The organism is Bradyrhizobium sp. SRL28, from assembly GCF_018596315.1.
GTDB lineage: Bacteria > Pseudomonadota > Alphaproteobacteria > Rhizobiales > Xanthobacteraceae > Bradyrhizobium.
This window is the reverse complement of sequence record NZ_JAHEAG010000010.1, coordinates 97,351-110,239: the sequence shown is the minus strand read 5'-3', so window position 1 is coordinate 110,239 and position 12,889 is coordinate 97,351. Positions and strand designations below refer to the sequence as shown.

Annotated in this window: 10 protein-coding genes and 1 pseudogene; 5 read left to right on the top strand and 6 right to left on the bottom strand. The window is 61.0% G+C overall.

Annotated elements, in window-relative coordinates:
• Positions 1-31: 31 nt before the first annotated feature.
• The 3 genes and pseudogenes from KIP88_RS21345 (at position 32) to KIP88_RS21335 (ending at position 3,258) form a co-directional block, all read left to right on the top strand.
• Positions 32-1,678: a thiamine pyrophosphate-dependent enzyme gene (locus tag KIP88_RS21345; protein ID WP_214489938.1), complete on the top strand. Its 1,647-nt coding sequence runs from the start codon at positions 32-34 to the stop codon at positions 1,676-1,678.
• Between the two features lie 329 nt (positions 1,679-2,007).
• Positions 2,008-2,442, top strand: a pseudogene (locus KIP88_RS21340) (cupin domain-containing protein); the annotation flags it as partial.
• Between the two features lie 222 nt (positions 2,443-2,664).
• The gene (locus KIP88_RS21335; protein WP_214489936.1) at positions 2,665-3,258 is read left to right on the top strand and encodes an NYN domain-containing protein; all 594 of its coding nucleotides are present in this window, start codon (positions 2,665-2,667) and stop codon (positions 3,256-3,258) included.
• A gap of 184 nt (positions 3,259-3,442) precedes the next feature.
• Here KIP88_RS21335 and KIP88_RS21330 read toward each other — a convergent pair whose 3' ends face one another.
• The 3 genes from KIP88_RS21330 to mddA form a co-directional block, all read right to left on the bottom strand.
• Positions 3,443-4,705, bottom strand: coding sequence for a CaiB/BaiF CoA-transferase family protein (locus KIP88_RS21330; protein WP_214489935.1), 1,263 nt, complete (start codon positions 4,703-4,705; stop codon positions 3,443-3,445).
• A 289-nt stretch (positions 4,706-4,994) separates the two neighbouring features.
• Positions 4,995-5,417: a GFA family protein gene (locus KIP88_RS21325; RefSeq protein ID WP_214490053.1), complete on the bottom strand. Its 423-nt coding sequence runs from the start codon at positions 5,415-5,417 to the stop codon at positions 4,995-4,997.
• 37 nt (positions 5,418-5,454) lie between these two features.
• Positions 5,455-6,231: a methanethiol S-methyltransferase gene (gene mddA / locus KIP88_RS21320; protein WP_214489934.1), complete on the bottom strand. Its 777-nt coding sequence runs from the start codon at positions 6,229-6,231 to the stop codon at positions 5,455-5,457.
• Positions 6,232-6,355: 124 nt separating this feature from the next.
• On the opposite strand from mddA, the gene KIP88_RS21315 reads away from it, so the two are divergent.
• Positions 6,356-7,912 carry a winged helix-turn-helix domain-containing tetratricopeptide repeat protein gene (locus tag KIP88_RS21315; protein ID WP_214489933.1) on the top strand — a complete coding sequence of 519 codons (1,557 nt, stop codon included), beginning with the start codon at positions 6,356-6,358 and terminating at the stop codon, positions 7,910-7,912.
• A gap of 21 nt (positions 7,913-7,933) precedes the next feature.
• Here KIP88_RS21315 and KIP88_RS21310 read toward each other — a convergent pair whose 3' ends face one another.
• On the bottom strand, positions 7,934-8,986 hold the full coding sequence (locus tag KIP88_RS21310; protein ID WP_214489932.1) for a hypothetical protein: 1,053 nt from the start codon (positions 8,984-8,986) through the stop codon (positions 7,934-7,936).
• A gap of 314 nt (positions 8,987-9,300) precedes the next feature.
• Here KIP88_RS21310 and bamA point away from each other — a divergent pair, with 314 nt between their 5' ends.
• Positions 9,301-11,565 (top strand): outer membrane protein assembly factor BamA, encoded by a 2,265-nt coding sequence (bamA, locus tag KIP88_RS21305; RefSeq protein WP_249790919.1) that lies wholly within the window; start codon positions 9,301-9,303, stop codon positions 11,563-11,565.
• Here the strand turns inward: bamA and KIP88_RS21300 are convergent.
• Both KIP88_RS21300 and KIP88_RS21295 read right to left on the bottom strand, forming a co-directional pair.
• Positions 11,546-12,121, bottom strand: a complete 576-nt coding sequence (locus tag KIP88_RS21300) for a DUF6456 domain-containing protein (protein ID WP_214489931.1) — start codon at positions 12,119-12,121, stop codon at positions 11,546-11,548. The two genes, bamA and KIP88_RS21300, sit on opposite strands and share 20 nt — an antisense overlap.
• A 47-nt stretch (positions 12,122-12,168) precedes the next feature.
• Positions 12,169-12,870: a GcrA family cell cycle regulator gene (locus tag KIP88_RS21295; protein WP_214489930.1), complete on the bottom strand. Its 702-nt coding sequence runs from the start codon at positions 12,868-12,870 to the stop codon at positions 12,169-12,171.
• Positions 12,871-12,889 lie beyond the last annotated feature (19 nt).

Below are 12,889 nucleotides of genomic sequence, written 5' to 3'. Positions count from 1 at the left end.
GGTGATGGCCTTCTAACTGAGATGGTGTGGCATGGCTTTTCGGGTTGCCGATCTGATCGTGGATTCCCTGATCGCGCATGGCGTCGACCGGGCATTTGGCGTACCCGGCGAAAGCTTTCTTGCGCTCCTTGACGCTCTGTACGAACGCGACGAGATCGATCTCGTGACTTGCCGCCACGAGGGAAGCGCCAGTCTTGCCGCAGTCGCCGACGCCAAGCTCACCGGCCGCGCCGGCGTGGTGATGGCAAGCCGGGGACCGGGCGCATCCAACGCGGCGATTGGCCTCCATGTCGCTTCCCAGGAGGCCATACCCCTCGTAGTGCTGGTTGGTCAGGTCGAGACGCCAGACCTCAATCGTAACGCAGTGCAGGAGATCGACACCGGGCGGGCGTTCAGTGGCCTTATTAAATGGTCCACGAGAATCGATTCAGCGGCCCAGGCGCCCGAGATGATGGCGCGCGCATTTTCCGTGGCGCTTGGCGGCACGCCGGGGCCGGTTGTGATCGAGCTTCCTCAAGATGTTCTTGAGATGGAGGCCGGCCTGCTCTCCGCCAGGGTTCACGGCGTTGCGCGGGCCGAGCCCAGTCGAGCCGCCGTCGAGCAGGCGGCCGCTTTGGTCGGCGAGGCGGAGAGGCCGATTCTGCTGGTCGGCGGAGAGTGTCGAACTGCGGGATTTCGCAAGGATCTGATCGCGCTGAGCGAGCGCTGGAATGCTCCAGTCGCAGTCACCACCAAGATGCAGGATCAATTCCCGAACGATCACCGGCTCTGGATCGGGCACCTTGGCTTCTTCACGTCGCCAGCTCATGTCAAGCTCTTTGAGCGAGCCGATCTGATCGTTGCGATCGGAACGCGGCTCGGCGACTTGTCTTCCCTGGGATTCCGGTTTCCGCGACAATCGCCGACGCCTCAGCCTCTGGTTCACGTCTACCCCGATCCGAATGCGATCGGGACCCACTTCCATACGAATGTTGCGATCGTCTCGTCGGCGCATCCCTTTCTGAGATCCTGGCTCGACTTGCCGGTCGTCGCACGCGAGCGCGGTGAGTGGATCGAAGCCGTGGCGAAGGCTCGGGAAGCGGTGCACACATGGCCCGAGCAGCGTATCCCCAGCGCTGATGTGCTGGGCCATGCGGTTGCGGCCTTCGCAAAGCTTTTCAGAGCAGATGGTATCGTGACGACCGACTCCGGTGACTTCGCCGCCTGGGTACACCGGATATTCCGCTTCAGGCCGTCAGCTCGACTGCTCGGCTCCGCCTGCGGTGCGATGGGCAGCGGCGTTCCTTCTGCATTGAGCGCGAGCCTTCGTCATCCGAATCGTCAGGTGATCGCGTTTTGCGGCGACGGCGGCTTCCTGATGACCGGGAACGAGTTGGCAACTGCCGTTGCTCGCGGGCTCAATATGAAGATCGTGATCTCCAACAACCAGTCGTACGGAACCATCCGTTCGCATCAGGAGAGAGCATTTCCGAAACGCCCCTGGGGTACGGATCTGTCCAACCCCGATTTTGTCGCCCTTGCCCGCGCATTCGGCGCGCAGGGCTTTATGATCACGAACGCAGCGCAGGCAGCCGAGGTCGTCGCGGAAGCAATGTCGGCGAACGGCCCCGTCGTGATCGAAGTTCGATCTGACGTACGCCAAACAATCGATCGATCCCTTGTTGCGGCGTCTGGCTGAGTGCTCTGACAGTCTGAGTTTCTAGGAGTGAAGCACCCTTCCTCAAACCTGATCTCAAGAACGCCCTACCCTCAACACGGTCAGCAGGGATCAAAGGGTAGCTCGCATTGTATCTTCATCTCAAGTTTGACACGCGACCTGTAGGTGCCTCTTTGGAGGTAACTCGCGTTCCGTTGGGCACATCGCACATCTACTTGCTGGCTAAGTAGATTCTTCCTTCTTTTTGCGATAATCTCATCGTGTGGCTGCCGGAAGAATAATAGCCGCTGCTAGCGCCACCGGGACGCTTTTGAAGCCGTGCATCCTCATTCAATCCGTGGAGATCATCGATGTCGCTTGCGCTTGTTGAAACCGCCCATTGCAACGTGGATCTCAAGCCGTCGCCGATCGAGCCATCCTGGATCCTTGAGGGCAATCCGGAAGCCCGCTCGCGCGAGCTGTCAACCAGCGCGTGCGGCACTACCAAGACTGTGATCTGGTCCTGCACCGAGGGCAAGTTCAACTGGTACTATGACGTCGACGAAACCATCATGATCCTCGAAGGATCGATCGTGCTCGAGAGCGAGGGCATGCCGCCGAGGCGCTATGGCGTCGGTGACGTGATATTGTTTCGCGACGGAGCGCACGTCAAATGGCATGTCGAGAGCCATGTGAAGAAGATCGCCTTCTTCCGCCAGACCCTTCCGTTCGGACTCGGTTACGCCGTTCGCGCCATCAACAAGCTCAAGCGGATGGTCTTCGTACCCGGCGGGCGTCTCTCCGCGCCACAACAAGACCCTGCCCCACTCTATGGTTTAGTGGGCAATTCCACTCGCGATGCCGCTGCGGCCCGCTTTTCGTGGCGGCGCAAAGCACACGTCCTTGTTGCCGCGCCATTCCTTGACAACCTGAACCTGGCGGCGTTTGATGGCTTCCTGGCTCTTGTACAAATAACGTGAACTGATGTCTCCAATGCCTTGCTGTCCGATTTGGGAGCCATTACCCAAATGTCATCTGGCTGTACCAAGATCGCACTCCTTATCGATGGCGCCAATCTTCATGCGGCCAGCAAGACGCTTGGTTTCGATGTGGATTACAAGCGACTGCTCAAGGAATTCCAAAGTCGCGGGACGCTGGTTCGCGCGTTCTACTACACCGCGATCATCGAGGATCAGGAATATTCGTCGATCCGTCCCTTGATCGACTGGCTCGACTATAACGGCTATACCGTGGTCACCAAGGCGACCAGGGAATTCATCGACGCCAGCGGTCATCGCAAGATGAGGGGCAGCATGGACATCAAACTCGCTGTTGATGCCATGGAGCTTGCCGAGCATATCGATCAGATGATTCTGTTCTCAGGTGACGGCGACTTCCGCCCGCTGGTGGAGGCGATACAACGTCGAGGAGTTCGCGTCACCGTCGTCTCAACGATTGCCAGCCATCCTCCGATGATCGCCGATGAACTTCGGCGTCAGGCCGACGCCTTCATCGACCTCGTGGATTTGAAGCCCACGCTTGGCCGCGACCCGTCCGAGCGGACAGCCTCGCGCGAGCCGCGCCATCATGCGTTACACTTGCAACGCCATCACGACAGCTGACAACGACCTTCAATGATCAAGTAAGCACAACGCTCACCGTTCTTGCTCTTTGCATTTTGCAGCAACGCAGACGAATCCTGGAATGAAAAGACCGCAGGCATTTTCGCGCTGCGGCCCCCCGGGCTCAAATACATTTCCTGGCCGACTGCCCCCGCTGCAGATACTCAAACCCGATCGCCGCCGCTCAGGCCGTATTGCCCGGCTTCCCGAAAGCCCCCGCCTCGGCCAGATCAGCGATACGTCGGTCATCGTAGCCGAGGGTCTTTCGGAGCACGTCCCTGGTATGCTCGCCGAGCAGCGGTGCCGCCACGGGATCGACGGTTGGCGTCAGGCTCATCTGCAGCGGCGTTTCAATATTGGGGACGGCGCCCGCGGTCGGATGCGCAATCTGGCTGAGACGATGGCGGTCGCGCACTTCCGGCGCGTTGAAGCCTTCCTCTACGGTACGCAAATAGCCTACCGGTATGTTGGCTTTCTTCATCTTCGCCATCCAATGCTCGAGGCTGTCGCTGGCGAAGACACCGGCGATGATGGCGCGCAGCTTTTCCTTGTTGGCGGTTCGGTTCTTCCTGTGCGCGAACTCGGGATCGGTGACGAGGTCCGGCCGGTCGAGGACGTCCACCACGAGCCGACGGTACAGGCGGTCGTTGGCGCAGGCCATGTAAAGCGGCCCATCGGATGCCTGGTAAACGCCGACGGTGGGTGAGCCGTTCGGCGAATTTCCAAAGCGGCCCGGGTTCGCGCCACTGATCAGATAGGCCATGCCGTAGAAACCGGTCATCGTCACGGCGGTGTCGATCAGCGCGACCTCGACCTGCTGGCCGCGGCCGAGCCGGTCCCGGGCGATCAGCGCCAGCAGGATCGCATTGCATGCCGACATACCCGTCGCCATGTCGACGATCGGCGGACCGGTCCGCACCGGCTCCCCATCCGGAAATCCGTTCAACGACATGAAGCCGCTTTCGGCCTGTGTGATCGGATCGAACCCCGGACGCAAGGCGAACTCGCCTTTGCGGCCATAGGCCGAGATCGAGCAATAGATCAGCTTCGGATTGGCCGGCGCGACGGAAGCATAGTCGAGCCCGAACTTCTTCATTATGCCGCCGGAGAAATTTTCCACGACGACATCGGCTTTCGCGATTAGTTCGCGGGCGACTTCGAGCGCCGCAGGGTTGTTGAAATCGAGCGCGATGCCGCGCTTGTTGCGATTGAGGCTGAGGAAGGCCGCGCTCTCGCCACCGATTTCCGCGTGTTCATAATGGCGGGTATCGTCACCCCCGTCAGGGTTTTCGATCTTGATCACTTCAGCGCCGAAATCGGCCAGCGTTTGCGTGCAGGCCGGGCCGGCAACGACGCGGGTGAAGTCGACGACCAGCAGACCATCCAGCGCAGTGGGTTCGCCCTTTACGCGCGGCGTTCGCTCCGGCAATTGCGGTCTGGCGGTCATTTCCGGCATTTCCTCTTGTTATTCTGCTTGGCGAAACAAAGGTTTTTCGCCGCGACTTCAAGGCTTTCTTACCGGAACCAGACGGGTAACGCCAAACCCCGATTTTGCAGGGCGGGACCTGCCGCTCACATAGCTCTTGAGACGGCACGCGGGGTCGCGGCATGACGCTACCCCAGAAAGACGCCGCCCGTCCCCGGTCAGATCGGGGAGTCGAGCGGCCTCTTATCGATGCGCAGGTGCCGCGAACAGCGTTCGCAGCGCCCGTTACTGCTGTGGAAGCCCGTCTTTCCTACTCGGGGATCGCCTCACCAGAGCCGCCAAGCTCGGCGGGAAAATCCTTCAGCTTGGGTAGCCCGTCCCGCATCGGCAGCACCGTCTCGGCGTAATTGACGTGCACGCCGGGCGTGAAGGGGAATGTCGGGAGGGTGGCAGCGAAGACATCGACCAGCCCGAGCGTCGGATGATTGGTCATCAAATGACCGCCGCACTCCGCGCAGTACTTGCGCTGGCTCGTCGGTGTCTTCTCGAACGTCGCAACGTGTTGCGCGCCCGCCGTGATCCGTACCGCTTCCGGCTTCCACAGGGTGAACGCGTTCACCGGTCCGCCGGACCACGAACGGCACGAACGGCAATGGCAATAACCCATTCCTTCCGGCGCACCCGTGACCTGAACCTCGACCGCGCCGCAAAAACAGCTTCCAGTATGTTTCATCATTCTTCCCTCTCCTTACCGACAATTGAGAAGTGAGTCAGGCAGATCTGCGCCAGGGAAACAGCATCGAAACCCGCTCCCGGTAATAGCGATATTCATCGCCGAACATGCCGACGAGATCACGCTCCTCCAGCATAATGCCGACGAAGATGTAGGCCGTGGTCACCGCCGCGAACAGCAAATGCCCGGCGCTCATCGTCGGGGCCGCCCAGAAGGCGATGATGAAACCGAGATAGATCGGATGTCTGACAAAGCGGTAGAAGAACGGCGTCCGGAAGACTGGCGCCGGCATCTCGCGGCCTACCAGATTGTTGGCGACCTGATGTAACCCGAACAGTTCGAAATGATTGATGAGAAAGGTGCTCGTGAACACGATTACCCAGCCAACGAACGACACCGTAGCGATCACCATAGCCATTTCGGGCTCCTGGACATCCCAGATGATGGCCGGCATCGGACGCCATTGCCAGAACAGCAACAGAAGCGTCAGGCTTGCACACAGCACATAGGTGCTGCGCTCGACAGCCGTGGGAATAAACCGCGTCCACCAGTGTTTGAACCAGTTACGCGCCATGACGCTATGTTGGACGGCAAATAACGACATCAGTGTGAGATTGACGACAATTGCCTCTATTATACCCGATTTAGCACCGGTATCGATCGTCTTCGGCACGGCGAGCCCCGATACGAACCCGATGGCGTACAGAATCGTGAACAGAAATGTGAGATAGGCCACACCTCCAAACAGAAATGCAGTGAATCTTAGCACCCGATTGCCCGGTATCGCCGGGTGGATGGCTTGGGTTTCCGTCATGAAAATTGACTCCGCTAAGGGAAATGGGATTGCAACTCCCTGTTTTGGCAGGATGCACGGAGAACGGCGCCAGAACTTTGCCTTCCGCTTTAGACGGACTTGATTGTTTCTTGAGAAAGCTCACGTGAAATTCAACTTCGATAATCACATCCTGGATACCGATCGTCGCGAGCTACGCCGTGGCGGCGATCTGGTGGCGATGCAACCACAAGTATTCGACTTGCTGGTTCACCTGTTGAAACATCGCGATCGCGTGGTCACACGGGACGATCTCATTGCGCTGGTGTGGGGCGGACGGATCGTCTCGGATTCGACGCTGGACAGCCGGATCAACGCCGCTCGAAACGCGATCGGCGACAACGGCAAGGAACAGCGACTCATCCGCACCATTTCTCGCAAGGGTATTCGCTTCGTCGGCGCCGTGAATGGGCCGCGCGAGGCACAGGCCGCTTCGCGCGTAGAAGCAGAACAACCGCGTTCGGCGTTAGCGCTACCCGACCGGCCGGCGATTGCCGTACTGCCGTTCGACAATATGAGCGGCGACCGAGAGCAGGAGTACTTCTCCGACGGGATCAGCGAGGACATCATCACTGCGCTGTCGAAATTGCGCTGGTTCTTCGTGATCGCGCGCAACTCGTCGTTTACCTACAAGGGCAAGGCGGTGCACATGCGGCAGGTCGCTGCCGAACTCGGTGTGCGCTACGTGGTCGAAGGCAGTGTAAGAAGGAGCGGCGATCGCGTCCGCATCACGGCGCAGCTCAATGACACCGCGACCGGCAGCCACATCTGGGCGGAGCATTACGACCGCGAGCTGACCGACGTATTCGCCGTGCAGGACGAGATCACCGACGCCATCGTCGCCGCGATCGAGCCGCAGATTTACGCGGCCGAGAACTTTCGCAGCCGGCGTAAGCCGCCCAACAGCGTGGACGCATGGGACCTGGTGATGCGGGCGCTGTCACATCACTGGCGGGTGACGCGGCCCGATAGCCTCGCCGCGCAGGCGCTGCTGGAACGCGCGATTGCGATCGATCCGAACTACGGCCAGGCGTTAGCCCTGTTCGCAACCAACCATATGTTCGGCGTGCATCTGGGTTGGACTGACCTTGCAACCGCAGCGCCCACCGCCGAGAAAGCGGCGTTGGCGGCGATTGCCGCCGATAGCGAGGATGCCTGGGCGCATACGGCCCTCGGCAGCGTATATTTCTCCACGCGCCGGCTGGAGCACTCGCTGGCCGAGTTCGAACAGGCACTCCAGCTCAACCCGAATTTTTCGCTGGCACAGGGGTACTACGCGCTGGCGCTCTCCTACACCGGACGGTGGACGGATGCCTATGCGGCAACGCAACGCGCTATTCGACAGAGCCCGAGGGATCCCTCTTCCGCGATCTATTACGGCGTTGCCGCCTACGCCCAGTTCGTCGGAAGGAACTATCAGGAAGCGATTGCACTGGCGCGCGAGGCGACCCGCCAGCGCGGCGACCTCACCGGCGCCTATCGGGTGCTGACGGTCGCGGCCGGCATGACCGGCCAGATCGAGCTCGCCCGGACTGCGCTTCAAGAATTGCGCCGGACCCAGCCCAATATTTCGCTCGCCTGGATCGCGACGCAGCTACCCTGGAAGCTCGACGCCGATCGCGAACATTATCTCGAAGGCTTTCGCCGCGCCGGACTGGAATGAGCTGCGGCGACCGGCCGTAGATTACTGCTGCTTTTCCCAGAACGACAGCAATCCCTGCGAGGCCGAACCGCCGATCACACAGGGAATGCCGACCGCGACCTGCCCCAGCGCAGCCGCAGAGACGCAACCGAGCGCGACCGCGCCGACGCCGACCTGACCCCAGAAGCTGAGGTCGCGGCGGCTATCGGAGCCCTTGATTTTTAGTTCATCCACGGCGGCCAGCGCATCCTTGCGGAGAGCTGCGATCTGCACCGTGTCCGCCGCCTCGACCACTTCGGCAAGCGGCGCCTTGACCGCCGCCGGCTGTCTGGCAAGTTCGCCGCGGAGATATTCGCGCAAGCCGGCATCGCGGATCGCGTAACTTGCCAGCGTATAGCGCGCCATGCTTCCAACCGTCAGCTTGTCGATCGTGTCGCGGCTCTTGCTCCACGGCAGCATCTGGATGATGCGTTGGATGGGCGCGTGCGAGCCGGTCGCAAAATAATAGCCCCACAGCGTATCCAGCAAATCCTGGTTGCTCGCAAATGTGAGCGTCGTGTTCAGCTTCCGCTCGTCCTTGGCGAAGGGATTCTTGGTGAAGGCGCCGCGCAGCTTGTCCATCATGCCGGGCTTTACTTCTTCCAGCGGGATGTCGGTCAAGGTCGGCAGCTTGCCTGCCAGGTAACTGTCGATCATGACCCGCCGGCCCGGCATTCGCGGCGCGACCCGGCGCAGAACGTTTCTCCAGTCGGGCAGGCCCGAATAAGCGATGGCGCGGACGATCACCCATTCATCTTCCGGCCGGACGGGAAAGAAACTGGCGATGAGCTGCTCGGCCTTCGCCGGGTTCGAGCCGATCGCACCGGCGACAAAGCCGAGATAGATACCGGCATTCTCTGGCTCCTTGAACGTCTGCGAATGAAACAGCACACGCACGGCCGCCGGGACATGGGCGTAGTCTGGCTTGGCCCGATAGTTATAGATCCATTGCTGCACCACGCCGAGCGAGGCGCGCGGATCGACCTCCGGCGTCTTCTCTGCATGTGCGGGCTGAACCAGCATGAGCGCGGCGGCAAGGAAAGCTGCATAACGCATGTGATGCTCCTGCGAGCCTAGGCGCATGCGCGGTTCCGTGCGCTCGTCCTAGGCTCCCTAGATGGCGAAGCATGAAGCGCGCATTGCGACAATTCTGAGAAAGTCCGCATTAAGAAAAGACGTCCAAATTGTGGCGCATCGCCCGCAACTCACCTTATCCAAGACATTTTTTTGCCCCGCGCGGGCAATTCGATCTTAACCGATCAATAGGAGCCCCGCGGGACGTGGGGATCAGAGAGATTAGACGCAACACGCAACACAACCGATCGTACCGATCGGCGCTGGCTGCTTGTCAGCTTGCCGGTTTCCTTGGCTTGATTTTCGCGACACCTGCCGTTGCCGAAACTGCACTGCCATCGCAGGGATCGATCGTCGTCGAAGGGAACCGCCGCGTCGACGCCGAGACGGTCCGCTCCTATTTTCGTGCGTCACCTGATGGACATTTCGACGCTGCCGCGCGTGACGCGGCGCTGAAAGCGCTGATCGCGACGGGCCTGTTCGAAAACGTTTCTATCGAACGAGCCGGCGAGCGGCTTGTGGTGCATCTGTCCGAAGCGCCTGTGCTCGACCGCGTCGCATTCGAAGGCAACAAGAAGGTCAAGGACACCGACCTTGCCGCCGCCGTCGAAGCGAAGCCACGCGGCTCGCTGCAACGCGCCACCGTGCAGGCTGACGTCGGCCGCATCATCGAGGCATACCGGCGTGCCGGCCGCTCCGAAGTCCGGGTCGATCCGCAAATCATCGACCGCGGCAATGGCCGGGTTGACCTCATCTACGCCATAACGGAGGGAGCAAAAACTCCGGTTCGGCAGATCGACTTTACCGGCAACAAGGCCTTCGGCAAACGGCAGCTCAGCGCCGTGATCAAGACCTCCGCCACCCATATGCTGAGTTTTCTGACCGGCGGTAACGTCTACGATCCCGACCGCGTCGCGCAAGACCAGGAACAGCTACGGCTTTATTACCGCAGCAAGGGTTACGCCGATGTCAGCATCCCATTGGCAAAGGCCGAGTACGATCCGGCGGCGAAGGGTTTTGCGCTTAACTTCGCAATCGACGAGGGCCCGCTCTATCGCTTCCGGGAAGTCAGCATCGCCTGCAACGTACCGGGCATGGATTGCGACAAGCTCCGCGCCCTTCCCACCGCCCACCCAGGTGCGGTTTTCGACGGCAACGCCCTGGACAAGACCACCGAGCTTCTGGCCATCGAAATGGCAAAGCTCGGCTATCCCTTTGCCCAGGCGACCCCTCGCCTCACCCGCGATACCGCCACGCAACGCATCGACGTCGCCTTCGTCATCGAACAGGGGCCTCGCGCCTATGTCGAACGGATCGAGATTCATGGCAACACGCGCACCCGCGATTACGTGATCCGGCGCGAATTCGACATCGCAGAAGGCGATGCCTACAACAAAACGCTGATCGACCGCGCCGAACGACGCTTGAAGAACTTGAACTACTTCAAGACGGTGAAGATATCGAACAGGCCCGGCTCGGCACCGGATCACGTCATCCTCGATGTCGAGGCGGTTGACCAGGCGACCGGCGATTTCAACGTCGCCGGCGGTTACTCGACCGTCGACGGTGCGCTCGTCGAGGTCAAAGTGGGCGAGCGCAATTTCTATGGCACGGGCAAGACTCTCCAGTCGACCTTTACCCTCGGTCAGTATGCGCGCGGCATCAACCTGGCTGCGTCCGAACCTTATTTCCTCGGCACCAAGGTTGCTGCCGGAATCGAACTCTTCGGCCGTCAATACGACGCCAACAGCTACCAATCCTATGGCAGCACCACCTATGGTGCGAGACTACAGCTCGGTACGCCGATTACCGAGGAAATTGGCGTGCAATGGCGATACTCGATCTATAATCAGAACATCACGCTTTCGCCGAACAGTTCGGGCCTGACGCCTTCGCTGGCCGTCCGGCAGGCGGCCGCCGCCGGTCCGACCTGGGTCTCCGCCCCCGGCAGCACGACGACCTACAGCACGCTGGACAATACAAAGAGCCCGACCAGCGGAATCAGGTCGCAGCTCAGCCAGGATCTTGCGGGACTTGGCGGCGACGTAAAATTCCTGAAGACGACGGAAGACGTGCGCTACTACAAATCGATCAACAGCGATCTGGTCGGCATGGTTCGCGCCCAGGGCGGCTACGTCACCGGTTGGGGCGGCCAGCAGGTGCCGCTGATGAACAATTTCTTCGGCGGTCCGACCATGGTGCGTGGATTTGCCCCTAATGGATTCGGCCCACGCGACCTGACGCCGGGCACCACGATGGATAATGTCGGCGGCAGCGCCTATTGGGCAACGACCGCCGAACTGCAGAGCGCGATCCCCGGCATACCCAATGAATACGGCCTCAGAGCCACGGCCTTCGTCGATGCCGGCAGCGTATTCCGCTACAGCGGATCGACGGCATCGCTTCAGGTCGCCAACAAGAATGTCGTGCGCTCGTCGGTCGGCGCAGGCCTGACCTGGGCCTCGCCGTTCGGCGCATTGACCGTCGACTACGCCGTACCGCTAAGCAAGGCTGCCTATGACGTGGTGCAACCTTTGCGGTTCAGCGCGGGAGGGTTTTGACGGGGACAGGATGCTCCGTCGCGAATCCATACAACAGCGCCAGCCGGTCGAGGCATTCACGGAATCGCCTTGAAAAATAGTCGTTCCAGCGTTTGGTACACAGACCCCTCCGTTGGCCGATCTGGTCCATGGTCAGACCCTGGACCAGCACGTCATGCACCAGCGCCGAGCCATCCGCGCCAAGCTCGCGTTCGGCCCGGTTCAACCGCAGCACTGCCTTGCGCTGGCCCTCGGTGATCGGTTCGCGGCTCTGCCCGCCATCGACATACTCCCGGGTCGGATCGACTGCGCGCGGCCCGCGCTCGGCCTTCTCCCAGTCGCTCTGGAACGCACGCCCGGCCTGATACTGCGCCTCGTCGATCTGGCGATGGGAATGCAGGCGGGCGAGCGGATCGTTGCGGATCGAACGCAGGGCAACGATCTTCTCGCCCGGCTCCATCGCCAGGGGGTTATCGACCTCGACGGTTGCGACTTCGGCATTGCGTAACAAGTCGCGGGACCTTCGGTCATGTGCCTTGGCGGGGTTGTACGGCTTTCGTCGTTTGGCTTTCGGCATCTGGTGGACTCCTTGAAAACAGAGGAATTCGGTTGCGACCGGAAAATCTATTCGATTGATGCGTCCGCTATCTCCTCGTGCAGCAGTTCCGACAATTCGTCCCGGCGGCCGCAGCCCGCCGGCTGAAGTCCAATCAGCGCACGCAGATGAGCGATCCGATGGCGGCGCGGCAGAAGTTTCAGCCTGTCGGCCACGCACGTGACAGCATCGTTCTTCATGCCACCTCCGGCCACGCGCAACGAAACGGTGCTCACCGCGCGTTCGGGCGGCTCGAGCGGATTGCGGCTCAGACGAAAATGCGGCGTGCAATAGCTCGAACCCGGCCTCCGCGGATGACCGCAGAAAGTGATGGCCTCGCCCTCTTCATCGCCGCCGTAGGGATAGTGGCAATCGCCGCGCTCCAGCTCGATCAGGGAGAGATGCCGCGGTTCGATCGCCACGCAGCGCAGCTTGACCGGCTTGATCTCTTTGAACACCGGCGTCGGCCAGGGTAACGCAAGCGTCCTGAAATCGCCGGGATGGGGCTCGGCGATCTCGTGCAGCTCTGCAGGCTTGGTGGGCATCGACGGTTGCAGGCGATCATCAGGTCCCAGTCCCAGGCGCCGGGCGCGTCCGAGCGCAGCACTACGAGTGTAGGACGTATTGAATCGCAAATTGATCGCTCGCGCGGCCTCCGAAAACGACATGCCTTTGGCAATAAGTTCCCGCAGCGCGTCCGAGTGCTCGGGCGCCCAGTTCGACAGTTCCATTTGTTGTCCTTGCTTTGTC